This is a genomic window from Bradyrhizobium sp. C-145 (assembly GCF_023375135.1).
In the GTDB taxonomy this organism is placed as follows: Bacteria; Pseudomonadota; Alphaproteobacteria; order Rhizobiales; family Xanthobacteraceae; genus Bradyrhizobium; species Bradyrhizobium zhanjiangense.
The window spans coordinates 7716297-7741767 of the sequence record NZ_CP088150.1 but is presented as its reverse complement, the minus strand read 5'-3'; the positions used below and the strand labels follow the sequence as shown (position 1 = coordinate 7741767).

Genomic DNA, 25471 nt, shown 5'->3' with positions numbered 1-25471 from the left:
GACAAGGTTGGCAGCGGAGTGTCTCATACGTTCGCATTGCTACGAGGTCATATGCTGCTCAGTCGTGCGCAGGTACAGCAACTGCTCAACAATCTGCTGGAGCTTGGGCCACGACGCCTGATGGCCTTGGGGCTGATCGGCTTTGCCGTTCTCGTTACCGTCGTCGGCGGTGCCTACTATCTGAGCCGGCCGGAGTTCGAGACGCTCTATACCGGCCTCACCCGCGAAGACGTGACGCGCATGGGCGCCGCGCTGCGCGAGCAGAACATCGCCTTCGACGTCAATACGGCCGGAGACGCCGTCTCGGTGCGCCCGAGCCAGACCATGCAGGCGCGGATGCTGCTTGCCGAAAAGGGCCTGCCGACCAGTGCTAATTCCGGCTACGAGCTGTTCGACAAGATCGGCTCGCTCGGTCTGACCTCGTTCATGCAGGAGGTCACCAAGCTGCGGGCGCTGGAAGGCGAGATTGCGCGCACGGTGCAGCTGATGAAGGGCGTGAAGGCCGCGCGGGTGCATATCGTCATGCCCGTACGCGGCTCGTTCCGTGCAACGCAGCAGCCGCCCTCGGCATCGGTCGTGCTGCGCACCGACGGCGCGATCGAGGCGCGCACGGCGCAGTCGATCCGTCATCTCGTCGCGGCCGCCATTCCCGGCATGAGCCGCGACAAGGTGACGGTGCTGGACGCCGACGGCTCGATGCTGCTCGCCGAAGAGGATGAGGCCAGCGCCGCGCCGACCAAGATGGCAAGCCTTCAGAAGACGGTCGGCGGCATGGTGCAGGAGAACATCCGCAAGGCGCTGACGCCTTATCTGGGTCTCGACAATTTCGAGGTGAGCGTCGCACCGCAGCTCTCCACCGATAAGCGGCAGATCAATGAAACCGTCTACGATCCCGAGAGCCGCGCCGAGCGTTCGGTGCGGAACGTGCGCGAGAAGGAGTCTTCGCAGAACGCGGATCGGTCGACGCCGACCACTGTGCAGCAGAACCTCCCCGATCAGCAGGTGAACGCCGGCGGAAGCAAGAATTCCAGCGAGGACAAGACCCGCCGCGAGGACGTCACCAATTTCGAGGTGTCGTCCAAGACCACGACGACGGTGAGCGACGGCTATTCGGTCAAGAAGCTCTTCATCGCGGTCCTGGTCAACCGCGCGCGCCTCGTCGCCGATCTCGGCGACAAGAGCAACCAGGCCATCATCGACAGCAAGCTCGCCGAGATCAGCCAGCTCGCGGCCACCGCCGGCGGACTGGACAAGCAGCGCGGCGACCAGATCCAGGTGACGGCCGTCGACTTCATTGAGGGCTCGCGCGAGCTGGCGCCGGTGCCGCCGATCAGTTTCGTCGAGATGATCAACAAACAGCTCGGCAGCGTCATCAACGCGGTGACCATCCTCGCCGTTGCCTCGATGCTGGTCTGGTTCGGTCTTCGGCCGGCGGTCAACGGTATTCTCACCCATCGCGCCGAACAGGAGCAGACCGAGGCAGCAGAGGCTGCCGCCCTCGAGGCCGCGGCCCTTGCATTGCCTGACAGCGAGGAGGCCGAGCTCAACCTCGTCGAAGATCTCGAAGGCAAGATGCAGCGAACGCCGCAAAAGCGGCTGGAGCAGATCGTCCGGCTCGATCAGATGCAGGCGGCCGCGATCCTTAAAGACTGGATGCGACGCGAGGAGGCGGCATGAACGCAGCAATCGGAAAGCTCCTGACGCAGTTCGATGCGAACGGCCGGGCCAAGTCGCCGCCGCCTCCGCCGCCGCCCAAGATCCAGGACGTGCTGACAAGGCCGAGGGAGGTTCGGCGCGAGCCGCAACCTCAGCCTCAGCCGCAGCCACAGACCCATTCGCAGCAGCAGCTTCAGCCGCCGTCCCCGGCAGCGGAAGCTCCGCCGGTCAACCTTCTCGACGATGCCTATCGTCGCGGACATGCGGCCGGCGTCGCGGAAGGCGAGGCCAGGCTTGCGGAGGAACGCGTCCGCAGCGCGATCCGGCTCGGCGAGGAGCGGGCCAAGTGGTCCGACCAGCAGGCGGCCACCATCGTCAACGGCTTCGAGACGGCTTGCCGCGAGATTGAGACCAATATCGCGAGCTCCGTTGCGCGGATATTGCTGCCGTTTCTCACGGAAGCGGTCCGCGACAAGGCGATCGAGTCGCTGGTCGAGCAGATCGCGGCGTTGACCGGCAATTCGCCGGTGCCGGCGTTCAAGGTCACCGGCCCGAGCGAGTTGCTGGACCTGGTGAAGGCGCAGCTCGAGAAGGCCCGGCGGACAGGCATCGCCTATGAGGCGGCCGACACCTTCGAGGTCCGCGTCGTCGCCGACCAGACCGTGATCGAGACTCAGATCTCGGCCTGGAGCGAACGCCTCAAGGAGGCGCGCCGGTAGTCCGCCATGAATGAGGTCAAACCAGAGCTCGTGATCATCCGCCGGCGCAGCGCCTTCGACGACGAGAAGCCGCACGGTGGCGTCTGGAAGATCGCCTATGCGGACTTCATGACCGCGATGATGGCGTTCTTCCTGGTCATGTGGCTGCTCAATGCACTCAACCAGGATCAGAAGCAGGTGGTCGCGAGCTATTTCAATCCGATCAAGCTCGCGGAAAATGCACCTGCTCCGAAGGGTCTGAAGGACCTCTCCAGGAAGGAGCCGTCGTCATTCGAAGGCCAGGACGGCAGGCGTAAGCCGGCGGGGCCGAACGAAGAACGTCGCGGCGACTCGCCGACGGCGGAGAAGCCGCCCTTCTACGAAGAGAAGGTCCTGTTCCGCGATCCCTATGCGACGCTTGCCGAGATCGCCAACAGTGCGAACCAGGTTTCGGGCCAGCGGCGCGCCGGCGCCCTGACATCGGCCGAAGAGGACGGCCTCAAGGGCGGCGACGCTTACCGCGATCCCTTCGATCCCGGTTATTGGAAGCTGGCGCCGCAGGTATCGAAGGACGCGGATCGCATCATCGAGAGCGAGCCGAAGCCGAATGTCTCCGCGGGCGATGCGTCCGGCACGGGTCAGGGCGAACCGCAGGCGCGCCGCGCCAAGGTGGATGATGCCGGCGGAAGCGTGGCGCCGAACGCGGATAGCTCGTCCGCAAGCCTGTCGCCCCTGTTGCCGCCTGGGCCTGCGCCGTCGCAATCCTCGCGCGAGGGCAGCGCCCAAGCGACCGCTCAGGCCAATGCTGCCGCGCAGGCGCGGCCCAACGATACGACGAAGGACTCCGAGCCGCGCGATGCGGCGCAAACGCAGCAGCCGACCGTCAAGCAGCTTCAGTCTGCGATCGCGGACGCGCTGTCGGACGTCAAGGCCGGCGCTGGACCGGCGGCCGAGGTTCGTCAGGTCGAGGAAGGCCTACTGATCAGCCTGACTGACGATGCGAGTTTCGGCATGTTCGCGGTCGGCTCGGCGGAGCCGCGGCCCGAACTCGTTCGCGTGATCGACAAGATCGGCCCGCTGCTGACGAAGCGGCCCGGCATGATCATCGTCCGCGGTCACACCGACAATCGGCCGTACAAGTCGGAGACCTACGACAATTGGCGACTGTCGACCGCCCGTGCGCAGATGGCCTATTACATGCTGGTCCGCTCCGGCGTCGATGCGCAGCGGATCGAGCATGTCGAAGGTTACGCCGACCGGCGGCCGAAACTGCCGAACGATCCGGCGGCCGCGCAGAATCGCCGGATCGAGATCCTGATCCGGGAGAAGCGCCCTTGATCTGGCCGCTCCTCCGCACCGTCTTGCTGCTGCTGCCGTTCACGATGGCAGGCGCATTGGCCGAGCCGGCGCCGGCCCCGGTATCGGGGGAGCCGTATGAACTCGTGCGCGCATTGCAGGCTGTGCAGGACGGCATCGCCAATGGTGACACCGCGGCGCATGGGAGCCACATCGCGCTGATCCGGCAGGTCGGCGAGAAATTTCTCGCCGCCGACGCGGACGTGTGGAGCAATCCGCGGAACGGCCAGGCTGTCGTCATCTATCTGCTCAGCGGCGGCGCGCCGCAGGTTGTGCGCAAGCTGCCGCGCGGCAAGCTGAATGTCGACGAGCGACTGTTCAATGGTGCGCTGGCCTATGTCGAGGGCCGCCAGGACGAAGCGCGCGAGCTGCTCAAGGACGTCAAGCCGCGCACGCTTCCGTCGGGCCTGGGCGGGCAGGTCGCGCTGGTTCAGGGCGCGCTGTTCGCACGTGCCGAGGCCTCGCTCGCGATCGAGCGCCTCGACGACGCGCGCCTGCTCCTGCCCGGTACGCTCGTAGAGGAGGCGGCGCTGCGGCGCGAGATCCTGCTGGTTGGGCAGGCCGAGGAATTCGACAAGTTCGAGTTCCTGACGCTGGCCTATATCCGCCATTACCGCAACTCGATCTATGCCGGCGATTTCTGGCAGCGCTTCTCCACGGGCCTGACGCAATCAAGCCTCGCGCTCGACGACCGCCGCTTTGCGCGGATCACGGCCCTGCTGGAGCAGATCGATCGCGCGAGCCGCCTCAAGCTCTATCTCGTGATCGCGCGCGCGGCGATGCTGCGCGGACAGCTGGCCGTGACCCGGCTCGCCGGCGAGCGTGCGCTGACGCTCAGCGCCGATGCGTCAGCGGATCGCGAGCGTGCGCATTTCTTCCGTGGCACCTCGCGGACGCTCACCGACGAGTATGACGGCGGTCTCGCCGAGCTGAAGGCACTCGACCGCTCGAAGCTGCCCGAGCGCGACGTTCCCCTTCTGAATGCGACGGTGCAGCTCGCGCTCGACGTCCGCAAGCCGTTCGCCGGCGGATCCGCGGCCGCAGCCGACAAGCCTCCGGCAACGCCGGCGCGCCTCGACCTTGCGTCATCGACCGCGACCATCGCGCGTGCGCAGAAGCAGCTCGGCGAACTTGAACTCCTCACCAGGGATCGCCGTCCATGACCAAGCTCAGCGGAACCTCCGGACAACCATTCTCGGGCCTCGCCGAAAGCCTCAACATGCGCAGCACGTCGCGCTCCGCCAAGAGCGCGGGGGCGAAATCATCGGCAGACTCGTCGTTCAACGATCTGCTCCACACCGTCTCCAATCTCGCCAAGCGCGCGCTCGACGATCAGGGCAGCGACACGAGCGCAAAAGCCGGAATACTGCGCACGCATCTGACGCACCCAATCGGGACAGACACGGCGAAGGACGAGGCGACGTCCGACCGCATCTCAGCGGCTGACGAGCCCAAGTCCAGTCACAAGACCGGCGACCGGAAGATCGACGAATCGTCGGAGACGGCAGATCCGGTCGACCCGACCGCAGCGGCGGACGTTACGAAGGGCATCCCCGTGATCGTCGGACAGGGGCTCGCCGCCGTGCCGGCCGCGAAGCCGCAGCCGGCGGCGGTTGACAAGCAAGACGCGTCCGCACGCGACGAGCGCATGTCCACGAAGCGTGAGGTTCAGGCCGCCGGCACGGCGAAGATCGCTACAACCGAGTCCGCGCCATCCGCTCTCGCTTCGGCCGGCACGCGTTCTCAGGATGCGGCGCTCCCGGCCGCACAGCAAGGCAGCGAGACATCGCCGAAGGCAATGCCGGCGCCTGGTTTCGAGGCGGTCACGGCCAATGTGGAACGCGCCGTCAAAGCCTCGGCGCGGGATGCATTGCCGGAGACGACCAAGGTCACCGTGGTGCAGCAGGAGACCCATCTGCCACCGGCGCAGTTCAACGCGCCGCAACAGGTCGCCAACGCCGTCGTTGCCGAGCTGAAGGAATCCGCGACGACCTCTGCCACCGCCGATCCCGCAGCGTCCCAGACCAACGCGCCGGACCAGCCGCTCAAGATCCTGACCATCAATCTGGAGCCGCCGGCGCTCGGCAACGTCACCGTGCGCCTGCGTCTCGTCCGCGCCGAAGTGTCGGTCCATCTCGCGGCCGAACGCAAGGATACCAGCCAGATGCTGGACCAGCAGCGCGACTCGATCCGCGATCTCATGCAGTCGGCGGGCTATGTCGCTGACGTCGCGCCGGTCCAGCACGGCTCGCTGGACGGATTCCAGAGCGGCTCCGGCCAGTCGCAGTCACAGCTTTCGAGCCAGCAGCCGCCGCCATCGCAGTCGCAAGGCTCGTTTGGTGGCGCCAGCACGTCGTCGGGGCAGTCCAACGGCGACGCGAAGCAGGCCCGGCAGGAACGCCAGCCCAATCAGGAGACGCGTCATGAGCAGGACGTGGCGCCGCAGATTCGTCGCGGCCCTGTTTATCTGTAACGCCGGCGCTGCCGAGGCGGCGGTCGACAACGCGCGCCCCTGCGAGCGCGAGATGGCGCGTGCGGCCCGGCAGCACGGGATTCCGCTCGGCATTCTCTATGCGGTCGGCCTTACCGAGACCGGGCGGCGCGGCGCGCTCCATCCCTACGCGCTCGGCGCCGACGGCCAGACCGTGTTCGCCAAGGACATGAACGATGCGATCGCGAATTTCGAAACCATGCGAAGCAAGGGCATCAAGCTGATCGACCTCGGCTGCATGCAGATCAATCACTATTATCACGGCGACAAGTTCGCCTCGGTGCGCGCGATGTTCGATCCGGCCAAGAACGTCGAATATGCCGCGCTCTTCCTGAAAGAGCTGAAGCAGCGCGAGGGCAGCTGGACCATGGCGGTCGCCCGCTACAATGCGGGGCCCAACAATCAGCCGGCGCAGAAGCGCTACGTCTGTCACATCGTTGCCCATCTCGTCTCCAGCGGCTTTGGCGCGTGGACCGACAAGGCGCGCTCGTTCTGTCAGCCGAAGACGACCTGACGACATCAAGTTGTGCACGGTTCCCCACCATCAGCCCCGCGCAAGCAAGAACCCTCATTGTAACTTCAACCTACCACAGGAGCCCAATCCATGAGCCTCTACGGCGTTATGCGCACCGGCGTTTCCGGGATGAGCGCGCAGTCCAACAAGCTGTCGACGGTCTCGGACAACATCGCGAACGTCAACACCACGGGTTACAAGCGGGCTTCGACCGAATTCTCCTCGCTGATCCTGAAGAGCGGCTCGGGCAATTACGACTCCGGCGCCGTCGAGACCACGGTCCGCTACGCCATCAGTGACGCGGGGCATACACAGTTCACCACGTCGACCACCGACCTCTCCATCCAAGGCAACGGCTTCTTCGTGGTGTCGAACGCCAACAACACGCAGCAGTTCATGACGCGCGCTGGATCGTTCGTGCCGGACTCCCAGGGCAATCTGGTGAATGCGGCCGGTTATTACCTCTTGGGCAAGCCGGGCAAGGTGGACATCTCGCAAAATACCCTCGGCGGGTTGCAGATCGTGAACATCGCGCAGGTGTCGCAGCAACCCGTAGCGTCAACGGCGGGGACGCTGACGACCGGCAATCTGGATCCAAAAGCGGCTGTCATTGCTGGTCCTCCCGGTCCGGCCTCATATTCATCGAAGAGCTCGATCGTCGCTTACGACAATATCGGCCGAGCCGTCACGATCGACCTCTATATGTCCCACACCGCAACGGCCGCCGGCTCGGACACCTGGCAGATGCAGGCCTATGATTCTGCGACCGGTACGGCGCTCGGCGCCGCCACCACCTATACCTTCGATACGACAACGGCCGGGAAAGGCGCGCTGGCCGCCGCAAGTCCGACAACTCTCGCGATACCGGTCCTCGGCGGCGCGACCGTGACCCTCGATGTGTCGAATTTGACGCAAGCCGGCACGGATTTCAGCTTCAAGGCGACCGTCAACGGCAGCGTTCCGTCGGCCATCGACAAGGTCGACGTTGACGAGAATGGGTACGTGACAGCGATCCTCAAGAACGGCCAGCAGCTGTCACTGTTCACAATCGCAATTGCGGACGTGGCGAGCCCCGACAATCTCACGCCGGAACCGGGCAATGTTTACTCCACCAATATGAACTCCGGGAACGCGGAGGTCACGAATGCCGGCAGAGCTGGGCTCGGCACCGTCCAGTCCGGCTCGCTCGAAGACTCCAACGTCGATCTCGCGGACGAGCTCACCGGTATGATCGAGGCGCAGCGCGGCTTCACCGCGAACTCGAAATCGTTCCAGACCGGCGCCGACCTGCTCGACGTCGTCGTCAACCTGAAGCGCTGAATCCTCGAGCGCTCATCCCGGGCAAGAGCAAATCATGTCCCTTACCGCCGCTCTCGACTCCGCTCGTGCTTCGCTCATGGCGTCGGGCATCCAGTCGTCGACGATCTCGCGCAACATCGCCGGTGCCAGCACAGCCGGCTATTCGCGCAAGATCGCCGTGCTGGATAATCTTCCCAATGCCGGTGTTTATGTCGCGGCGATCCAGCGAGCCGCCAGCGGTGGCCTGTTCACCAATGTCCTGACCGCGACGTCGGCGTCCGCCAAGCAGAGCGCGATCTATGACGGTCTCCAGAAGATCGCGACCTCGACGGTGGACGATCCCGAGCTCGAGCAGTCGCCGACCGCCCAGCTCACCAAGCTGAAGCAGGCGCTCCAGCAATACGCGAACTCGACGGACAACGCGACGTTGGCGCAGGCCGCGGTGACCTCCGCCAAGGACATGGCGACCGCGCTCAACCAGGCCACCAAGACCGTGCAGTCGGTCCGCGAAGGCGCGGACGCCGACATGGCGACGTCGGTCGCCAATATCAATCAGCTCCTCACCCAGTTCGACAAGGTCAACACCGCGATCGTGAGGGGGACGATCTCCGGTGACGACGTCACCGACTATCTCGACCAGCGCGACAGCATCGTTTCGAAGCTGTCGCAGGAGGTCGGCGTCTCGATGTCGCTCCGCGCCAACGGTGATGCGGCGCTCTACACCGACAGCGGCGTCGTGCTGTTCGACAAGACGGCGCGAACAGTGAGCTTCACGGCGACCAACGTCTATACGCCGGGCACCACGGGCAATGCGGTCTATATCGATGGCGTCCCGGTCACCGGTGCCAATTCCGTGATGCCGCTCAAGACAGGCAAGCTCGCGGGGCTCGCCGAATTGCGCGACAACGCCACGGTCACCTATCAGAGCCAGCTCGACGAAATCGCGCGCGGTCTGATCGACGCCTTCAAGGAGGTCGACCAGTCCGGCGCCGCGCTGCCCGATGTGCCCGGCCTCTTCACCTATCCCGGTGCGCCCGCGATGCCCGCGAGCGCCACCATTTCGGTCGGCCTTGCCGGCACGATCAGTGTTGCCGCGTCGGTCGATCCGGCCTCGGGCGGCAACCCGAACCTGCTGCGCGACGGCGCGATCAGCGGCAACGCCGCCTATAATTACAACACGACCGGCAACGCCGGCTTCTCGGCGCGGCTCCAGCAGCTCATCAACGAGATGGACGCGCCGCAGCCGTTCGATACCACGGCGCAGGGCAAGCCGAGCGGCAGCGTGATCGAATTCGCGTCCTCCTCGGCGAGCTGGATCGAAAGCCAGCGCAAGGCCGCGGACGACAGCGTCAAGTACCAGAACACGTTGCTCGACCGCAGCACCGCGGCGCTGTCCAACGTCAACGGCGTCAACATGGACGACGAGATGTCGCTGATGCTCCAGGTCGAGCGCACCTATTCGGCATCGTCGAAGATCATTTCCACCGTCGATGAGATGTTGCAGAGCCTGCTGGCTGCCGTGGGGAATTAAGTCATGATGAGCGCGAACTACATCTCGACCTTGATGCTGTCTTCGTCCTTGAGGTCATCGATCACCAACAATCAGAGCGCGCTGAGCAAGGCTTCGAAGGAGGCGACCACGGGTCGCTTCGCGGACGTCGGCCTCGAGCTCGGCACGGGGACGGGTCGCGACGTGAGCTTGCGCGCCGAATTCAACTTCGCCGACCAGCTCGTCGATACCAACGAGCTCGTCGCGGGTCGGCTTGACGTGACGCAGAACCGGATCACCCAGCTCGGCTCGACCGCGTCGGACTTCCTCAAGAACCTGATCGCCGCCCGCGATGCCGATAGCGGTGCGCGGATCATCCTGCCGAGCGCATCCGCCAATCTCCAGGATCTCATCGGCGCGCTCAACGTCTCCTATAATGGCTCGTACCTCTTCGGCGGCATCAATACGCAGACCCAGCCGGTCACGAATTACACCGCCGGCTCGGCCAGCAAGAACCAGGTCGATGCGGACTTCCTCGCGAGCTTCGGCTTCGCGCAGTCCTCGGCCAGCGTGAGCACCATCACTCCGGCGCAGATGCAGAACTTCCTCGACAACACCCTCGACACCGAGTTCGCGAGCCCGGCCTGGAACACCAACTGGTCGCCGGCGACAGACCAGACGCTGTCGAGCCGCATCTCCACGACCGAGGTCGTCGACAGTTCCGTCAGCGCCAACCAGCCCGGCTTCCGCAAGCTGGCCGAGGCCTACACCATGCTCACCGATCTCGGAAACACGAGCCTGAGCAAGGATACGTTCCAGGTCGTCGTCGACAAGGCCATCAGCCTCGTCAGCGGTGCCATCAACGATCTCGCCGTGCTCGGGGGCACGGTCGGCTCGATCCAGCAACGCGTCACCGGCGCGACCGAGAAGCTGAAGATCCAGAAGGACATCCTCAACGACCAGATCGTCAAGATGGAGGCGGTCGACCCGACCGAGGCCTCGGTCCGGGTCAACACCTTGCAGACCCAGATCCAGACGGCGCTCGCGCTCACCTCGCAGCTCCAGAAGATCAGCCTCATCAACTATCTCTGAGCCAAAGTTCGCTGGTAAGGCTCGCATCCTTGTCCTGTTATTCGGTCTCCCGTGCAGAGTGGTTCTGATGACGTTTGAAGCCTATGAAGCGGTCGTCGACGAGAGTGGCCATGAGGCGCGGGGCCGCGAGCGGCAGGCACTCAGCCTCGGCATCGACCGGCTCGAGCGGATTCAGCGAGGCGGATTCCGCCTCGAGGATCTGGTCGAGAGCCTGCTCTATGTCCGGCGGCTGTGGACGATCTTCATCGAGGATCTCTCGCATCCGGAGAACGGATTGCCGGACAAGCTGCGGGCCGACATCATCTCGATCGGCCTGTGGGTCGTCAAGGAAGCCGATCGCCTTCGCGAAGAGAAATCGAACGACGTGATGCAGCTCATCGAAATCAACCGCCTGATCCGAGACGCTCTTTGATGAAGATCTCCTTGCGGGCGGGCGAACGGATCTACATCAACGGCGCGGTGCTGCGCGTGGACCGCAAGGTCTCCGTCGAGCTCGTCAACGACGTGATGTTCCTGCTCGAAGGGCAGGTCATGCAAGCGTCCGACGCCACCACGGCGATGCGGCAGCTTTATTTCATCGTGCAGCTCATGCTGATGAACCCGACCGACGTCCGGGATGCGTCGGCGCTCTACGCGCAGCATCACGCGGCCCTGCTTGCGGTGTGCGAGAACGGCGAGATGCTCGACGCACTTGCCGCGGTCGATGAGCTGGTCGAGACGACCCGTTACTTCGAGGCGCTCAAGCGGATCCGGGCGCTGTTCCCGGTGGAGCAGGCGATCCTGGCCGGCGCCACCACCCATACCCCATTCGAGGCTGCCTGACAGCGGAGAACTAGATGAACGTCACCAGCGCGACCGACACGACCGGCAAGTCCTCCAGTGCGACCAGCTCCACCACGGCCACGTCGAGCAACAGCGTCGACTACAACACCTTCCTTCAGCTGCTCGTCGCCGAGATGAAGAATCAGGATCCGACCAATCCGATGGACACCTCGCAATATATGAGCCAGTTCGCGCAGCTCTCGACGGTCGAGCAGGCCATGCAGACCAATGCGAAGCTGGATGCGCTGCTGTCCTCGCAGTCGTTGTCGCAGGCCAACGGGCTGATCGGAAAGACCGTCAGCTTCACCGACTCGACCGGCGCCAGCTTCAGCGGCAAGGTCGCTTCGGTCTCGATCAACAGCGACGGCTCCATCGCCACCCTCGAGAACGGCACGAAGGTTGCCGTCGGGCCCGGGCTCACCATCAGCCAATCATGAACGAGCGGGACGCCCTCGACATCGTCCAGGCCGCGATCTGGACCATCATCGTCGCCTCCGGGCCCGCGGTCGGTGCCGCAATGCTCGTCGGCACCGTCATTGCACTGATCCAGGCCCTGACCCAGATCCAGGAAGTGACGCTGACCTTCGTCCCGAAGATCATCGTGATTCTCCTGGTCGTCGCCGTCTCCGGCTCGTTCATCGGGGCGCATCTCTCCACCTTCACCGAGATGGTCTATTCGCGGATCGAGCACGGCTTCTGATCTCCGGGGCACCACCCTCGCGTAAGCTTTGCACGGCAGATTACCGGGCGGATCCTCTGCCGGTGACCCATGGCCGATACGTTAGCTGCTAGCCTGCCAAGCCCGCGCCGCCTCGGGGCGGACGCCTTCTTCGCAGGCGGTATCGTGACCATGCTCACGATCCTGTTCCTGCCCATACCGCCGATCCTGATCGATCTCGGCCTCGCTTTCTCCATCGCGCTCTCGGCGCTGATCCTGATGGTCGCGCTGTGGATCCAGCGGCCGCTCGACTTCTCGGCCTTCCCGACCGTGCTGCTGATCGCGACGATCCTGCGCCTCGCGCTGAACGTCGCGACGACGCGCCTGATCCTGTCGCGGGGCGGGGAGGGCGAACAGGCCGCGGGCTACGTCGTCGCCGGATTCTCGAAGTTCGTCATGGGTGGCGACTTCGTCATCGGCCTGATCATCTTCGCGATCCTGGTGACGGTGAACTTCGTCGTGATCACCAAGGGCGCGACGCGTATCGCCGAAGTCGGTGCCCGCTTCACCCTGGACGCCATCCCCGGCAAGCAGATGGCGATCGACGCGGATTTGTCGGCGGGCCTGATCGACGACAAGGAAGCCCAGCGCCGGCGCCGGGAGCTCGAAGAGGAGAGCGCGTTCTTCGGCGCCATGGACGGCGCCTCGAAATTCGTCCGCGGCGACGCCATCGCCGGCCTGATCATCACCGCGATCAACATCTTCGGCGGCATCATCATCGGCGTCACCCATCACGGGCTGACGCTGTCGCGTGCCGCCGACGTCTACACGAAACTGTCCGTCGGCGACGGCCTGGTGTCGCAGATGCCGGCACTGATCGTGTCGCTGTCGGCAGGCCTCCTGGTCTCCAAGGGCGGCACCAGGGGGTCGGCGGAGCAGGCCGTGCTGCGGCAGCTCGGCAGCTATCCGCGCGCGGTATCCGCCGCCGCGCTGATGATGTTCGTGCTCGCCTTGATGCCGGGGCTGCCGATGGCGCCGTTCGTGCTGCTCGGCGGCGTCATGGCCTTCGTCGGCTATTCGCTGCCGAAGCGGCAGGCGGCGCTGAAGCAGAAGGAAGATGCGCGCAAGGCCGACGAACGTGCCCAGGCCGATGCCAAGGAATCCGTCAAGGAGCAGCTCAAGACCGCGGAGATTGAGCTGGCGCTCGGCGGCCATCTTTCGGTCCATCTCCTGGGCTCGCGCACCGAGCTTGCGCACCGCGTCGCCAAGATCCGCAAGAAGTTCGCCAAGCAGTACGGCTTCGTGATTCCGGAGATCAAGCTCAGTGACAATCTGTCGATCGATCCCAAGGGGTATCAGATCCGGATCCACGACACGCGCGTCGCCCATGGCGAGCTCAGGCTCGGCGAGGTGCTGGTGCTGGTCGACAAGGACGGAAAGCCCGATGTCCCCGGCGAAGAGGTGATCGAGCCCGCCTTCGGCATGAAGGCGCTGTGGGTGACGGAGGCCTTCACCGACGAAGTCAAGCGGCAGGGCTGCAAGCCGGTCGACAATCTGTCGGTGCTGCTCACGCATCTCAGCGAGGTGATCCGGGCGAATCTCGCCCAGCTCCTGTCCTACAAGGACATGCGCGCCCTGCTCGACCGGCTCGATCCGGAATACAAGCGCCTGGTCGAGGATCTCTGTCCGTCGCAGATCTCCTATTCGGGACTGCTGGCGATCCTGAAGATTCTGCTGGCCGAGCGCGTGTCGATCCGCAACCTTCACCTCATCCTCGAGTGATCGCCGAGATCGCGCCGCACGTTCGGCGCTCCGAGCAGGTCGCAGAGCATGTGCGGACACGTCTAGCCCAGCAGATCTGCGGCGACCTCTCCGACAACGGCGTGCTGAACGTGGTCCGCCTCGGCAATCGTTGGGACTTGGCGTTCCATCAGAGCCTGAAGCGCGACGGCAAGGGCGACGTCGTCGAGTTCGACGCCGATCCACGCCTGATCGAGCAGTTCGCGACCGAGGCCAGTGCGGCGATTCGCAAGTTCACCGAGAACGGCACCAGCGTGGTGCTGGCGGTGACCCCCGAAGCCCGTCCCTATGTCCGCATGATCCTGGAGCGGGTGTTCCCGACCTTGCCGATCCTGTCGCATGTCGAAGTCGCACGCAGCGCCGAGATCAGGGCGCTCGGAGCCGTATCGTGATCAGCGGCCTCGCCGACAGCGTGCTGGTGACGTTCATCGTGTTCTGCCGCATCGGCGCCTGCCTGATGCTGGTGCCCGGCTATTCCAGCATCAACGTTCCGGCCCAGGTCCGCCTGTTCGTCGCGCTCGTCACGACGTTCGCGTTGACGCCGATCCTGATCGCGGTCCTGAAACCGCTCACGGACAACGCGGCGCCGCTGACGCTCGCGCTCCTGATCTGCTCCGAGCTCGTGGTCGGCAGCGTCATCGGCCTCGGTGGGCGTGTGTTCTTCCTCGCGCTTCAGACCATGGCGACCGTGATGGCGAGCGCGATCGGACTGAGCAACATCCCGGGCACGCCGGTCGGCGATACCGATCCGGCGCCGGCCCTGGTGCCGCTGATCATGGCGGCCGTCACTACGCTGTTCTTCATGACCGACCAGCATTGGCAGGTGCTGCGCGGGCTGATGAACTCCTACGACGTCTGGCATCCCGGGAACAGGCTCGGCGGCAGCATGGCGCTCGACCAGCTCGTCGGCCGCCTCTCGGAAGCGTTCGTGCTGACGCTGCGCATCACCAGCCCCTTCATCGTCTATTCGGTCATTGTCAACCTGGCGGTCGGCCTGATCAACAAGCTGACCCCGGCCATACCGGTCTATTTCATCTCGGTGCCCTTCGTCCTGTTCGGCGGCTTCCTGCTGCTCTATCTCACCAGCGACGAGCTGCTGACGCAGTTCATGCTCGGCGTCTCGTCATGGCTGGCGGAGTGATGGTCATGACGTCGCGCGCGGACAAGCTCGGTCGGATGGTCTCGCTGGTGAAGCTCCAGCTCCGGCTGTCCGAATGGCAGCTTGCGCAATTGCGCCAGCAGGAGCGCAGCCTGCAGGACGAGCAGGAATGGCTGGTCGGGGCCCTGAACGAAGGGAAGCCGCCGGCGGGATCATCAAGCGAATCGATCGCGCGGCGCCTCAACAGGACGAGCGTCGGCGCCCGCGCGGTTCAGGCGCAGGCATCGCAGCAGCTCGACCTGGTTCGCTCGGAGAGCCGCCGTGTGAAGCAGCTCGAGCAGGTTGCGAAAGCGGCGCTCGCCGACAAGCTTCGCGACGCGGAGAAGCGATCGCTCGAGGAAATGACGGGCACAAGCCCAGCCGTGCGCGAGTGGACGCCGTGGCCAGCCAGCCGGAACAAGACATGATCGTGACAGCGACACCCGACCTCGTTCTCGACGTCCTCGAAGCCGCCGACCCCGTGGCGCAGCGCGCGGCCACCGCGAAGCTCGATGCGCTGAAATCATCGGACGCCGATTTCGCCGCCACGATGGAGGCGGAGGTCGGCAAGGCCAAGGCGGCTGCTGCCGATCAATCCGCGACGAAGATGTCCGAAGCACAGTCGGGCGCAGTGAACGGCGCTCCGGTGCAGGTGATCAAGGCGCCGGCCTCCGGCGAGGTGTACCGGAAGTTCGAGGCCTTCATCCTCCAGACCTTCGTCGAGACGATGTTGCCGAAGGAGTCGGAGGAGGTCTTCGGCAAGGGCACGGCCGGCGGCGTTTGGAAGTCGATGCTGGCGGAGCAACTCGGTAGCCAGCTGGCCAAGGGCAAGGGCATTGGCATCGCCAGGCAGCTCGCTGCCGCGCATCCGGCAGGACCGGACGTTACGGGGAAGGCCGGATGACGATCCGGGAATGGGTGACAGAAGTTGAAGGGTGAATTTCCTATGCAGGCACAACAAGGCGCGGCGGCCCTGGTGATGGAACAGCCGGTCGCGGACATCGAGGCGACGACGACGGACCCAGCAGATGCGCTGCTGCCCGTGCTCCTGCCGAATCCCGGCGGCGAAGCGGTGATCGAGGGCACTGACGCGGCGAGATCGGACGAGATGCGCGGCCTCCTCGCGGCGATCCGCCGGCTCGAAAGCATCGTCGAGGAGGAGACGGCTGCGCTCGCGGCCGGAAAGAAGATCGATTTCGACGATTTCAGCGCCCGCAAGAGCCGGAGCATGCTCGAATTCGTCCGCCTGATGCGGGCACGGATGCATCTCGGCGGCGAGATCGAGATCACCGAGGAGATCCAGCGGTTGCGCGAGAAGCTGGAGCGGAATCGCTCCGTCCTCGAAATGCATTACGACGCGGTGCGCGAGGTCGCGACGGTCATCGTCAAGGCGATCAAGGATGCCGATTCGGACGGCACCTATACCGGTCGCGCAACACAGGATGGAAAATGATCAGACTGGTGCTGGCCGGGCTCTGGGTATGCATCCTCACCGCAGGCACGAGCTATGCCGTGGCCTATTGGAAGGAAAACGGCAGCCTGCTGCCGGCGAAAGACGAATATCTCGATGGGCTGCAATATCAGAAGACGCGGGCGCTGAGCGTGCCCATGGTCGAGAACGGCAACGTGCAGGGCTACATCGTCGCGCGCTTCGTCTACACGGTTGAGGCGCGGACCATGCACCAGCTCAGCGTTCCGCCGGAGCCGTTCGTCGTCGACGAGGCCTTCCGCAGGATCTATGCCGACGATCGGCTCGATTTCAGGAAGCTCGCCCGCTACGACCTCTCCGTCCTCACGACGGCCATCAAGCAGCGCGTCAACGAGCGGATGCAGGCCGACGTGGTCCAGGACGTCCTGGTTGAGGACTTCAACTACGTGTCGAAGGAAGAATTCCAGCAGAAGCCGTAGCTCGCTCTTCGCTGCTGCGCTTCGGCGGCATTCCTGCCGCTTCCGTCAGCCTTCAGAACACTCCGGCCTCCGCGGGGATATCTCCGCGAAGGCCGCCTTCGTATCGCTGTCTTGCCGCGCTAGTTACCTGCCGAATACGCTGCCGGGGCGGCGTGCGCCCTGTTCAGGAGGATGCCGACCTCGTCGAGCTCCTGCATCGGTACGTCGATCGTCTCGCCGGCCGGGATGTTGAGGCGATACCCGACGTAGCGCCGGGCCACGATCGCGTCGAAGCCGAGGCGGTCGCGGAGCTTCTTGCGCAGCTTGCTGACGTGGCTCTCGATCACGCTCTCGTCGAAGGTCGACTCGAAGATGCCATAGACCGCGTTGAAGATCTGCGTCTTGGTGATCCACTTGCCGTGGTTGCTCACCATATATTCGAGAATGCGCAGTTCGCGGCGGGGCAGGGTGAGGGCGTGGCCTGCGATCTCGGGGTCACGCCCGTTGAAGAAGACCTGGATCCTGGTCTCGCAGGGCCTTGGCAGCTCGCCAACCCGGCGGCGCGCGATCGCCGCCGTTCGGGCGAGGATTTCGCGCAGGTGGATCGGCACGTGCACGACGTCGTCGACGCCGGACTCGAACAGCTCCAGCGTGTTCTTGAGCATCTTCTGGCCGCTCATGGCGATGATGGGAGCCGAGGAACGCTTGCGCATCGCCCGCGGCAGGCTTCCGCGGGCATCGCAGTCCCCGAGCAGGAAGGCGTCCACCGCCGCCAGATCCGATTCACTCGCAGATTGCAGCCAGTCCCAGAATTCTCCGGAGGAGAAGCCGATCGACGATACACCTTCGCGAACGAGCCCTCCGACGTAGCTGTTCGCGACGCTCTCGCGATCATCAACGATAATATACATCAGTCTTTCGCCCCTGTTTCGCACTTGTTGCGCGCCCGGTTGGTTATTGTGATGCCCCGGCTCGGCAACGATGCTGTTTGACGACATTCCATCCCGCGTATCGTTGTTATGGTTCCGATATTCGCGGGCAGCCCTACGCATTCAGTGCCTGCGTCTCGCAGGCCTGCTACTTCGACTCGATACTGAACGCTTACTGCGTGAGGCCCGGCGGGTGTCTTACGGATCACCTCGCGGAGCGGATTGAGAAACGACCTAGAACAGTTGCGCCAAGTTGCTCATCGCGTCCGAACACTACTGAACTGTGTCGATCTCCTCGCCAACTGACGAGAATCACTTGACTAGGACCGTAACGGTTGCCCATTTCCGATCAAGCGTGCGCCACAAAGCGATTGCTACGTGTGCTTGATGCTGTTGGTTCGCTTCGAGTTGTTTCTTGATATATTCAAACGCATCAGTTGATTTGGATCTTGAACTAGTTTTGCACGTGGCATTCCTAAAGTTCCGCATCCCCGTATAATTACAGCCGTTTTGGGTGATGCTGCTCGTCATGCAAATTGAGGGGTTTTCAACCCGGGATTGACCCCCATGACCCCGTTTCCACATGCGACAATTCGACTCATGTACAGCGGCGAGACTCCAGCTTGGCGAAATCTTGGCGAGGGTGTGTCTTTCGAGTCGCACTCTTGCCACGTGCATGACGTGTTCGACTCATCTGACGTCGCATCGCGCGCCATGAAAAGTTTTTCGGTGCGCACGGTTCAGGCAAGCTTCGACACATAACGTTGCCGTTCGACAGATCGAACCGAACGGAGCATTTCCAAAATGTTGTCCGATGGACAAGCTCGTCCCAACGCGACCACTGATGTTTCCGCGGCGGCGAAGCCGGCGCCAGAGGCGCGCGATACAAAGGACAATGCGGCACGAGCGACCAAGCCCGCAGCGAGCGCAAAGCGTGTTTCCGCTGCGGCGAGCGATGAAGCTCTGGCGAAAGAAGCGCTCGAAGGGCTGAAGCGCATTCGCGCCAAGGCGCGCCTCGACAAGATGGCGCTACCGAAACCTGCGCCGGCCGTGATCAAGCCGGCTGTGATCGTGGCCAAGCCGCCGCCGCCGCGCCCGACATGGGTCGCGCCGCTCGCAACATTGGCCGTCGCCGCCATTCTGGTGGTCTGCGCCTGCACCGGCGTGATCGCCTATCTCACCACCACGCAGCCCGTCCAGAACAACGTTGCGGCCAATACGGAGATCAGGAATCTGCGCGAGACGGTCGCGCAACTGCGCAAGCAGGTGTCGGGCGTGTCCGAAAATCTCGACGGCCTGCGTACCGCGGTCGATCAATCGAGCAAGGCGACCAATGACCGCTTCGGCAGGTTTGCCGAGAACCTGGACCGCATCGAGCGGGTGAGCTCGTCCTCCACAGTGAAGCTCGACAAGCTCGCCCAAGGACAGGCTCAGGTACAGGCCCAGGCTCCGGCGCCGGCAACTGTGGCATCGCAGCTGCCGTCATCGCAGGCAATGCCGATGATGGCCTCGGTCGCTGCGCCCGAGGTCACAGGCTCGCTTGCTCCGTCGGCGCCGCGCAAGGTGATCAAGGGCTGGTCGGTCCGCCAGGCCTATGAGGGAATTGCGATCCTGCAAAGCCCGAACGGCGTCATCGAGGCCGTGCTGGGACAGCAGGTACCCGGGCTCGGCCGTATCGAGGACATCAGGAACGAGAACGGGCGTCTGGTGGTGGAGTCCAGCGGAGGCGTCGTCTATTCGTCGCGCAAGGCAACGCCCTGATCGATGGAGTCTTCTATTGGCGGTGATGCTCGAAGCTGGTGCATAGCAGATCGACCTCCGTCTCCGCGATCGGTGCGCGAAACAGGCGACAGCTGAACTCCACCGTCGTCTTGCTGTCCGTGGCGGTGCGATCTTCTCGGAGGAAGATGCATCGCCTGCAAACATCGGTGTGGTGCCGCTGCTCGGCTGCGTCCGACTGATCCAGCACGTGCCGCAACGTGTCGCGAAAGCGGATCTTGACGTCGTCGTCGAGGACGGCAATCGCCTCGACGAGAACGGTGACGGGGTCGCGCACCAGGAACTTCTTGCCCTGCTGCGTCACGCTCAGCATCACCGAGCGCTTGTCCTTGGCCGAGCGCTTCCGCTCGAGATAGCCGAGCCGCTCAAGCTCGCCGATGATGAATGAGGCGGTGCCGCGCGTGGTGCCGACGTAGCTCGCCAGCGCCGAAGGCGTCCGGGAGAACGGGTTGGCGCGAGAGAGGAAGCGCAGCGCCATCCACTCGCGGTCGCGCAATCCGTGCTTGGTGCCTTCGAACCACAGCATTCGCGCGACCTGCTCCAACAGTTCAATCGATTCGCGAGCCAAATTCATTTCAATTCCAGGTCGGATAAAGCTTTATTCAATTGAGCCCTGAGTGAGCGCAATCTGGGTGGACGAGATGATGCACTCGGGCGCTCCTTCGTCCTGGCCGGACGGCAGTTCGCGCCGGGAAGACCTTCTCCGGTTTCCGGAGATGGAACTTCCGGCCGTGGAACTAGGGCGTCACAAAGAAAGTTCGAGTAAATCGCTCGGCTCAACTCTTCTGAAAATTTCAATCAAATCACGGCGGCTCGCGCCCGGATTGACGGTGATGTGCGATGACTGAGCAATATGATGTGTCGCTCCGGCCCTGATGACGCCCATTTGTTGCAACGGCGCGCGTCGATTTGCGCGGGGGCGCGGATCGTTGGCGGCTTCTCCCGGATGGACTGCGGCGGAAGAACCGCAGTTTTCGGTTAATGGATATCGCGCCGCAACGCGGCCAAGCAGTTAAATCCGGCACACGATCAGATCCGGAAAAGCCTGGCGAGCCGATACCGGGATTCCCGTCGTTCAGGAGCCCTATCGTCCTTCGCCTGCGCGCCACAGGGCATCGAGGCCGTGCCGATAGGTCGGGCAGGCGAGGGTGACGCCGAGCTCGCGCTTCAGTTTTGCGTTGGAGACCCGGGCGCTGCTGGCATAGAAGCTGCGGGCCATCGCCGACATCTCGGCGGTCGCGAACGCTTCTTCCGGCGGTGGTGCAACGCCCATCAGCTGCGCGGCGTAGGCGATCACGTCCTGTGGCGGCGCAGGCTCGTCGTCGCACACGTTCCAGGTGCCGCCGCCCTGGTGATGAATCGCGGCCATGATCGCGCTCGCGATGTCGTCGACATGGATGCGGTTGAAGACCTGTCCCGGCTTGATGATGCGCCGGGCCGTTCCTGCCCGTAGCGTCGCGAGCGCGTTGCGGCCGGGACCGTAGATGCCGGCAAGTCGCAGGATCGCGACATCGCCGCCTGACGCATCCGTCCAGGCTTGCTCCGCTGCGATCCGCATTTGCGTGCGCTCGAGCGCAGCCTGCGGCGGCGTGTTCTCGTCGACCCACCCGCCTGCGTGATCGCCATATACGCCAATTGTGGAGAGATAAACGACCTTGCGGCGGCCTGCTGCCAGCACATTGCCGAACGCCCCAAGCGCGGGATCGCCGGCACCGCCGGGCGGGATCGAGATGAGAAGGACATCGGCGTCGCTGATGCGTTCGACCGCCCTGCGATCTGGATCACGCCCGGAGAAGGGATGCAGCTCGATGCCGGCGAGATCATGCCGCTGGGTGGGATCGCGCACGGTGCCGGCGACGTGCGAGAAGGCGCCGCCGAACCTGCGGACGAAGTGCCTGGCGCTATAGCCGAAGCCAAGAATGAAGAGCCGCATGCGTCTGCCGTGCTGGTCGGAGTTCCCGTCGCGCCGCTGCGCGCCTCCCCGCTCATAAGAGATTTTTGGGGCCGGCAAAAGATATTGCGATTTGTCTCACCTGCGGCCTCGGGCGATGGTCACCCGGGCGTCAGGGGAGATCATCGATCATGCAGGCAGAAGCACCCGCCGCGTTAGCATGCGAGGCCGCCGACCTGATCCGGCGCGCCGCCGCGCTGATCTTCGATGTCGACGGCACGCTGGCCGAAACCGAGGAGCTGCATCGGCAGGCCTTCAATCGTGCCTTCTCGTGCCACGGGCTCGGCTGGGAGTGGGACCGCGCCGTCTACAAAGACCTGCTGCGGGTGACTGGGGGCAAGGAACGCATGCGCGCCTACCATGCAAGGCGGCGGATCGCCCAGCCATTGGCGGACGCGGACATCGCGGAGCTTCACCGCATCAAGACCGCCCACTATGCCGAGCTGGTCGAGACCGGCTGCTGCCCCTTACGGCCCGGCGTGGCGGAGCTGCTCGCCGTGGCGAGGGAGCGCGGCCAGCGGCTCGCGATCGCGACCACCACTTCTCACGGCAATATCGACGCCTTGCTCTCGCAGGCACTGGGGACGGGCTGGGCCGGCGATTTCGACGCGATCGTTGCCGGCGACGACGTGCGGCATAAGAAGCCGGCGCCGGACGTCTATCTCGATGTCCTGGCGCGGCTGAAGCTGAATGCGCACGACTGCGTCGCGATCGAAGATTCCGCCAACGGCCTGATCGCGGCCTCACGTGCCGGCATACCGGTTCTGATCACGCGCAGCATGTTCTTCCGGGACGATGATTTCAGCGATGCGCGGGTCGTGCTGGACGATTTGTCGGGGCTTGAATGAGGCGCCAAACAAAAAGTCGCAAAACAACCCCATGCACAGTAGCTCACGCCGGCGTGATCGCCGTCTTCAGTGGACCCGGTGGCTCGGGCTATCCTCTTCTGCCTGCTCGACAATCTGCGCGATCGGGCTCGACTGGTGATGCACCAGGCGCCAGCCGTCGCCGACGCGCCGGAAATGGTTCGATGCGGCCAAGGCGGTGCCGTCGACGATCTCGATGCAGAGCACCCGCGCGCTGTCGCCGTCGATGATCGCCTGCGGCTCGGCGCAGACGATCTGCGGCCGCTCCGGGTTTTGCAGGATGTCGCGCCAGCTTCCGATCACGGTGGCCCGCCCGATAATGGCCGGCCAGCCGGGATGGATGCAGGAAATGGCGTCATCATCCGCCCACATCCGCTCCATTTCGTCGAAATTGCCGGTCGAAAAGGCGGCGTAGAAGGCCGCGTTCGCGGCGATGACCTTGCTGTCCTTTGCCATGCCTCTCGGGTGCGGCAATGACTGGCAAAAATCAAGCGCGACTTCCGTCAATTTTGACCGCAGTGCAGCATGGCCCGTTCGCAGTCACGCCGAGACGTGCGTTGCCACTGCCCGCCGTGCGCCATCCTTGTAGAGACGGCCGAGCGCCGCGGTCACCGCCTCACGCAGGCGCGGCTCGGCGCCAAGCGGCCCGAACACCTTCGCGACGGCGAGCAATGCGGGCGCGAGCCGTTCGGCGACAGGACCTGCCTCGCGCGCCAATGCGGCGAATTCGCCGGCGAGCGGATCGCGCACGTCGATGGCGCGGCCCTGCTCGTCGAGGCCGGTGACGTAGCGCATCCAGCCGGCCACCGCGAGCGCATGGGTTGCGATCGGCAAATCCTTGCGCAGGCGATCCTGCATCGCGCCGAGCAGGCGCTGCGGCAGCTTCTGCGAGCCGTCCATCGCGATCTGCCAAGTGCGGTGGTGTAGTGCAGGATTGGCGAAGCGCTCGAGCAGCGAGGCGCGATAGGCGGCAAGGTCGGTACCTGAAGGCATTGTTAGCGTCACCGCGGCTTCTTCCATCACCTGCGCGGCGAGGCGCGCGAAATGCAGGTCCTGCATGGTGTCGGCGATGGTCTCGTAGCCTGAGAGATAGCCGAGATAGGCGAGCGCCGAATGGCTGGCATTGAGCAGCCGCAGCTTCATCAGCTCGAACGGCTTCACGTCGCTGACGAGCTCGACGCCTGCGGCGGCGAGATCGGGCCGGCCCGCCGTGAAGCGGTCCTCGACCACCCATTGCGTGAACGGCTCGGTCATCACGGGCCATGCATCGCGCATGCCCAGCGCGGATGACACCGCTTCCCGGTCGGCATCCGTGGTTTCCGGCACGATGCGGTCGACCATGGTCGAGGGGAAGGCGACCGCATCCGCGATCCACTTGCCGAGCTCCTTCGAGCGCAGCGCGGCGAACTGCGTCACGATCCGCTGCACGGTGTGGCCGTTGGCGGCGAGGTTGTCGCAGCACAGCACTGTGAAGGGCGGAAGGCCCTGTGCGCGGCGGCGTGCCAGCGCAGCCACGATGAAGCCGGGCGCCGAGCGCGGCGCGTCGAAATTATTGAGATCGTGCACGATGTCGGGATGCCGCTCGTCGAGATCGCCGGTCTGCGGCGTGTGGCAATAGCCCTTCTCGGTGACGGTCAGGGAGACGATGCGAATGGCGGGATCGGCCATCCGCCCGACCAGCCGTGCCGGATCCTCGCGCGCGACGACGCTGCCGAGCAGCGCGCCGATGACGCGGTGCTCGGTGCCTTCGGCCGATCGTATGGCAACGGTGTAGAGGTGGTCCTGTGGGGCGAGGGCATCGCGCGTATCCGGGCTGCGCAGGCTCGCGCCGACGATGCCCCAGGACGCAGCGCCTGCGGCAAGGCAATCGTCGATGACGACGGCCTGATGCGCGCGATGAAACGCGCCGAGACCAAGATGCACGATTCCGGACGTGACGCGCGAGCGGTCATAGGCCGGCCGGCGGATGCGAGGTGGCAGCCGGTCGAGATTGGCGCGGCCAAGGCGCGTCGAATTAAGGCGCATGGACGTCTCCCCTTTGCTTTGCCGCTGCTTGACACGGCGCCCGTCCTCGGTCAATGCTCCGGTCAATTGGTAAGACCAATTTTCCAAAATTGGCCGGTCGCGGAGTGCTTGAGGTGCGTCGCGCGATCCTTTCGGGAGGACCAGCGTGCCGCTGGAAGCTGTGGAGGCGAGACGGCTCTATCGCCAGGTCGCCGATCAATTGCGAAGCCTGATCGACAGCGGCGAGTACGCGGTCGGCAGCCGCTTGCCGACCGAGCGCGAGCTCGCCGAGCAGCTCAAGGTGTCGCGGCCGACGGTGCGCGAAGCCCTGATCGCGCTCGAGGTCGAAGGCCGCCTCCGCATCCGCGTCGGGTCCGGCATCTACGTGATCGAGCCCGCCGCCATTGCGGCACCGGCACCCGCTTCCGTCATCGAAGGCCCGTTCGAGCTGCTGCGCGCCCGCGAATTCCTGGAAAGCGCCATCGCCGAACAGGCCGCGCGCGTGGCAACCAAGGACGATATCTCCCGCATCGATGCGTCCCTTGTCGCGATGGAGAATGTCGAGCATCCCGGCGAAGCTTCGATGGTCCACGACCGCGCGTTTCACGTCGCAATCGCCGGCAGCCTTGGCAACGCAGTCCTGGTGCGCGTGGTCGGCGAGCTGTTCGATCAGCGCCTCAATCCCTATTTCGCGCAGCTTGCGCATTATTTCGAGAGCCCGGGCACGTGGCGCACGGCGCTCGACGAGCATCGCGCGGTGCGCGACGCGATCGTGGCGCATGATCCGGACGCCGCGCGCGATGCCATGCGCGTTCATCTGGCGCGCTCCCAGGAACGCTTTGCGCAGAATTTTGGCGCCGAGAACGCGGCGGGATCGTCGTCCGGACGCGGCAGCATGGCGCGACCTGCGGCAAAACCGTCAAAACCAAAACATGCGCCGAAGAAGCGGGCTGCGAGCAGCCACGCGCGGCGGCGATGAGATTGGGCGGTCCGCATCCTTGTCGGGGCGGGCGAACAAGAAGCAGACTTGAACGATGGAGGA

Annotated in this window: 26 protein-coding genes and 1 pseudogene; 22 read left to right on the top strand and 5 right to left on the bottom strand. The window is 64.6% G+C overall.

What is annotated here, in order from left to right; genetic code table 11:
- Window positions 1–51: 51 nt before the first annotated feature.
- From fliF to LRP30_RS36250, 19 genes and pseudogenes are all read left to right on the top strand, one after another.
- Window positions 52–1677 (top strand): flagellar basal-body MS-ring/collar protein FliF, encoded by a 1626-nt coding sequence (gene fliF / locus LRP30_RS36340; protein ID WP_249757923.1) that lies wholly within the window; start codon window positions 52–54, stop codon window positions 1675–1677.
- A complete protein-coding gene (locus LRP30_RS36335; protein WP_128937940.1) occupies window positions 1674–2375 on the top strand; it encodes a hypothetical protein in 702 nt (233 codons plus the stop codon). The genes fliF and LRP30_RS36335 overlap by 4 nt, the downstream gene beginning before the upstream one ends.
- A gap of 6 nt (window positions 2376–2381) precedes the next feature.
- Entirely contained in the window at window positions 2382–3692 is a 1311-nt protein-coding gene (locus LRP30_RS36330; RefSeq protein WP_249757922.1) for a MotB family protein, read from the top strand.
- Window positions 3689–4873: a chemotaxis protein gene (locus tag LRP30_RS36325; protein WP_249757921.1), complete on the top strand. Its 1185-nt coding sequence runs from the start codon at window positions 3689–3691 to the stop codon at window positions 4871–4873. The genes LRP30_RS36330 and LRP30_RS36325 overlap by 4 nt, the downstream gene beginning before the upstream one ends.
- Window positions 4870–6183: a flagellar hook-length control protein FliK gene (locus LRP30_RS36320; protein ID WP_249757920.1), complete on the top strand. Its 1314-nt coding sequence runs from the start codon at window positions 4870–4872 to the stop codon at window positions 6181–6183. Before LRP30_RS36325 ends, LRP30_RS36320 begins: the two co-directional genes overlap by 4 nt.
- Complete coding sequence (locus tag LRP30_RS36315; protein ID WP_249757919.1) at window positions 6134–6715, top strand: transglycosylase SLT domain-containing protein; 582 nt, start codon at window positions 6134–6136, stop codon at window positions 6713–6715. Before LRP30_RS36320 ends, LRP30_RS36315 begins: the two co-directional genes overlap by 50 nt.
- 90 nt (window positions 6716–6805) lie before the next feature.
- Window positions 6806–8035, top strand: a complete 1230-nt coding sequence (locus LRP30_RS36310) for a flagellar hook protein FlgE (RefSeq protein WP_249757918.1) — start codon at window positions 6806–6808, stop codon at window positions 8033–8035.
- 34 nt (window positions 8036–8069) lie between these two features.
- Window positions 8070–9545, top strand: coding sequence for a flagellar hook-associated protein FlgK (flgK, locus tag LRP30_RS36305; protein WP_249757917.1), 1476 nt, complete (start codon window positions 8070–8072; stop codon window positions 9543–9545).
- A 3-nt stretch (window positions 9546–9548) separates the two neighbouring features.
- Window positions 9549–10595, top strand: a complete 1047-nt coding sequence (locus tag LRP30_RS36300; protein ID WP_128936228.1) for a flagellar hook-associated family protein — start codon at window positions 9549–9551, stop codon at window positions 10593–10595.
- 67 nt (window positions 10596–10662) lie between these two features.
- Window positions 10663–11007, top strand: coding sequence for a flagellar biosynthesis regulator FlaF (flaF, locus tag LRP30_RS36295; protein WP_128956043.1), 345 nt, complete (start codon window positions 10663–10665; stop codon window positions 11005–11007).
- Window positions 11007–11417, top strand: a complete 411-nt coding sequence (flbT, locus tag LRP30_RS36290) for a flagellar biosynthesis repressor FlbT (RefSeq protein ID WP_249757916.1) — start codon at window positions 11007–11009, stop codon at window positions 11415–11417. The genes flaF and flbT overlap by 1 nt, the downstream gene beginning before the upstream one ends.
- Window positions 11418–11431: 14 nt before the next feature.
- Window positions 11432–11854: a flagellar hook assembly protein FlgD gene (flgD, locus tag LRP30_RS36285; RefSeq protein WP_249757915.1), complete on the top strand. Its 423-nt coding sequence runs from the start codon at window positions 11432–11434 to the stop codon at window positions 11852–11854.
- Entirely contained in the window at window positions 11851–12117 is a 267-nt protein-coding gene (gene fliQ, locus LRP30_RS36280; RefSeq protein ID WP_027572776.1) for a flagellar biosynthesis protein FliQ, read from the top strand. The genes flgD and fliQ overlap by 4 nt, the downstream gene beginning before the upstream one ends.
- A 69-nt stretch (window positions 12118–12186) precedes the next feature.
- Window positions 12187–14267 (top strand): annotated as a pseudogene (gene flhA, locus LRP30_RS36275) (flagellar biosynthesis protein FlhA).
- Complete coding sequence (gene fliR / locus LRP30_RS36270) at window positions 14264–15016, top strand: flagellar biosynthesis protein FliR (protein WP_249757914.1); 753 nt, start codon at window positions 14264–14266, stop codon at window positions 15014–15016. Before flhA ends, fliR begins: the two are co-directional and overlap by 4 nt.
- Window positions 15017–15021: 5 nt before the next feature.
- Window positions 15022–15441, top strand: a complete 420-nt coding sequence (locus tag LRP30_RS36265) for a hypothetical protein (RefSeq protein WP_249757913.1) — start codon at window positions 15022–15024, stop codon at window positions 15439–15441.
- Window positions 15438–15917: a rod-binding protein gene (locus LRP30_RS36260; protein WP_249757912.1), complete on the top strand. Its 480-nt coding sequence runs from the start codon at window positions 15438–15440 to the stop codon at window positions 15915–15917. Before LRP30_RS36265 ends, LRP30_RS36260 begins: the two co-directional genes overlap by 4 nt.
- Window positions 15918–15959: 42 nt before the next feature.
- Window positions 15960–16466 (top strand): flagellar biosynthesis protein FlgN, encoded by a 507-nt coding sequence (locus LRP30_RS36255; protein WP_249757911.1) that lies wholly within the window; start codon window positions 15960–15962, stop codon window positions 16464–16466.
- Window positions 16463–16921 carry a hypothetical protein gene (locus tag LRP30_RS36250; RefSeq protein ID WP_091879832.1) on the top strand — a complete coding sequence of 153 codons (459 nt, stop codon included), beginning with the start codon at window positions 16463–16465 and terminating at the stop codon, window positions 16919–16921. Before LRP30_RS36255 ends, LRP30_RS36250 begins: the two co-directional genes overlap by 4 nt.
- A 119-nt stretch (window positions 16922–17040) precedes the next feature.
- On the opposite strand, the gene LRP30_RS36245 is transcribed toward LRP30_RS36250, so the two are convergent.
- Window positions 17041–17811, bottom strand: coding sequence for a response regulator transcription factor (locus LRP30_RS36245; protein ID WP_164934354.1), 771 nt, complete (start codon window positions 17809–17811; stop codon window positions 17041–17043).
- Between the two features lie 822 nt (window positions 17812–18633).
- On the opposite strand from LRP30_RS36245, the gene LRP30_RS36240 reads away from it, so the two are divergent.
- Window positions 18634–19590, top strand: coding sequence for a hypothetical protein (locus tag LRP30_RS36240; RefSeq protein ID WP_249757910.1), 957 nt, complete (start codon window positions 18634–18636; stop codon window positions 19588–19590).
- Window positions 19591–19603: 13 nt separating this feature from the next.
- Here the strand turns inward: LRP30_RS36240 and LRP30_RS36235 are convergent, their stop codons facing one another.
- Together LRP30_RS36235 and LRP30_RS36230 are read right to left on the bottom strand one after the other, a co-directional pair.
- Complete coding sequence (locus LRP30_RS36235; protein WP_249757909.1) at window positions 19604–20182, bottom strand: MarR family transcriptional regulator; 579 nt, start codon at window positions 20180–20182, stop codon at window positions 19604–19606.
- A 510-nt stretch (window positions 20183–20692) separates the two neighbouring features.
- Window positions 20693–21541 carry an SDR family oxidoreductase gene (locus tag LRP30_RS36230; protein WP_249757908.1) on the bottom strand — a complete coding sequence of 283 codons (849 nt, stop codon included), beginning with the start codon at window positions 21539–21541 and terminating at the stop codon, window positions 20693–20695.
- Window positions 21542–21690: 149 nt separating this feature from the next.
- Here LRP30_RS36230 and LRP30_RS36225 point away from each other — a divergent pair, with 149 nt between their 5' ends.
- Complete coding sequence (locus LRP30_RS36225) at window positions 21691–22407, top strand: HAD family hydrolase (protein ID WP_249757907.1); 717 nt, start codon at window positions 21691–21693, stop codon at window positions 22405–22407.
- Between the two features lie 66 nt (window positions 22408–22473).
- Here LRP30_RS36225 and LRP30_RS36220 read toward each other — a convergent pair whose 3' ends face one another.
- Window positions 22474–22881, bottom strand: a complete 408-nt coding sequence (locus LRP30_RS36220) for a nuclear transport factor 2 family protein (protein WP_091879810.1) — start codon at window positions 22879–22881, stop codon at window positions 22474–22476.
- 84 nt (window positions 22882–22965) lie between these two features.
- On the bottom strand, window positions 22966–24450 hold the full coding sequence (locus tag LRP30_RS36215; RefSeq protein ID WP_249757906.1) for a mannitol dehydrogenase family protein: 1485 nt from the start codon (window positions 24448–24450) through the stop codon (window positions 22966–22968).
- Between the two features lie 145 nt (window positions 24451–24595).
- Between LRP30_RS36215 and LRP30_RS36210 the strand changes: the two genes are divergently transcribed.
- The gene (locus tag LRP30_RS36210; RefSeq protein WP_128956048.1) at window positions 24596–25408 is read left to right on the top strand and encodes a FadR/GntR family transcriptional regulator; all 813 of its coding nucleotides are present in this window, start codon (window positions 24596–24598) and stop codon (window positions 25406–25408) included.
- Window positions 25409–25471: the final 63 nt, after the last annotated feature.

Excerpts from the sequence above, each read along its gene's own strand:
- LRP30_RS36220 (WP_091879810.1), bottom strand. The coding sequence starts at position 22,881 with ATGGCAAAGGACAGCAAGGTCATCGCCGCGAACGCGGCCTTCTACGCC.
- LRP30_RS36320 (WP_249757920.1), top strand. The coding sequence starts at position 4,870 with ATGACCAAGCTCAGCGGAACCTCCGGACAACCATTCTCGGGCCTCGCC.
- flgK (WP_249757917.1), top strand. The coding sequence starts at position 8,070 with ATGTCCCTTACCGCCGCTCTCGACTCCGCTCGTGCTTCGCTCATGGCG.
- LRP30_RS36260 (WP_249757912.1), top strand. The coding sequence starts at position 15,438 with ATGATCGTGACAGCGACACCCGACCTCGTTCTCGACGTCCTCGAAGCC.
- LRP30_RS36245 (WP_164934354.1), bottom strand. The coding sequence starts at position 17,811 with ATGTATATTATCGTTGATGATCGCGAGAGCGTCGCGAACAGCTACGTC.
- LRP30_RS36225 (WP_249757907.1), top strand. The coding sequence starts at position 21,691 with ATGCAGGCAGAAGCACCCGCCGCGTTAGCATGCGAGGCCGCCGACCTG.
- LRP30_RS36265 (WP_249757913.1), top strand. The coding sequence starts at position 15,022 with ATGACGTCGCGCGCGGACAAGCTCGGTCGGATGGTCTCGCTGGTGAAG.
- LRP30_RS36230 (WP_249757908.1), bottom strand. The coding sequence starts at position 21,541 with ATGCGGCTCTTCATTCTTGGCTTCGGCTATAGCGCCAGGCACTTCGTC.
- flaF (WP_128956043.1), top strand. The coding sequence starts at position 10,663 with ATGACGTTTGAAGCCTATGAAGCGGTCGTCGACGAGAGTGGCCATGAG.
- LRP30_RS36255 (WP_249757911.1), top strand. The coding sequence starts at position 15,960 with ATGCAGGCACAACAAGGCGCGGCGGCCCTGGTGATGGAACAGCCGGTC.
- fliF (WP_249757923.1), top strand. The coding sequence starts at position 52 with ATGCTGCTCAGTCGTGCGCAGGTACAGCAACTGCTCAACAATCTGCTG.
- flgD (WP_249757915.1), top strand. The coding sequence starts at position 11,432 with ATGAACGTCACCAGCGCGACCGACACGACCGGCAAGTCCTCCAGTGCG.
- LRP30_RS36310 (WP_249757918.1), top strand. The coding sequence starts at position 6,806 with ATGAGCCTCTACGGCGTTATGCGCACCGGCGTTTCCGGGATGAGCGCG.
- fliQ (WP_027572776.1), top strand. The coding sequence starts at position 11,851 with ATGAACGAGCGGGACGCCCTCGACATCGTCCAGGCCGCGATCTGGACC.
- LRP30_RS36250 (WP_091879832.1), top strand. The coding sequence starts at position 16,463 with ATGATCAGACTGGTGCTGGCCGGGCTCTGGGTATGCATCCTCACCGCA.
- LRP30_RS36300 (WP_128936228.1), top strand. The coding sequence starts at position 9,549 with ATGATGAGCGCGAACTACATCTCGACCTTGATGCTGTCTTCGTCCTTG.
- LRP30_RS36315 (WP_249757919.1), top strand. The coding sequence starts at position 6,134 with ATGAGCAGGACGTGGCGCCGCAGATTCGTCGCGGCCCTGTTTATCTGT.
- LRP30_RS36215 (WP_249757906.1), bottom strand. The coding sequence starts at position 24,450 with ATGCGCCTTAATTCGACGCGCCTTGGCCGCGCCAATCTCGACCGGCTG.
- LRP30_RS36235 (WP_249757909.1), bottom strand. The coding sequence starts at position 20,182 with ATGAATTTGGCTCGCGAATCGATTGAACTGTTGGAGCAGGTCGCGCGA.
- LRP30_RS36335 (WP_128937940.1), top strand. The coding sequence starts at position 1,674 with ATGAACGCAGCAATCGGAAAGCTCCTGACGCAGTTCGATGCGAACGGC.
- LRP30_RS36240 (WP_249757910.1), top strand. The coding sequence starts at position 18,634 with ATGTTGTCCGATGGACAAGCTCGTCCCAACGCGACCACTGATGTTTCC.
- flbT (WP_249757916.1), top strand. The coding sequence starts at position 11,007 with ATGAAGATCTCCTTGCGGGCGGGCGAACGGATCTACATCAACGGCGCG.
- LRP30_RS36330 (WP_249757922.1), top strand. The coding sequence starts at position 2,382 with ATGAATGAGGTCAAACCAGAGCTCGTGATCATCCGCCGGCGCAGCGCC.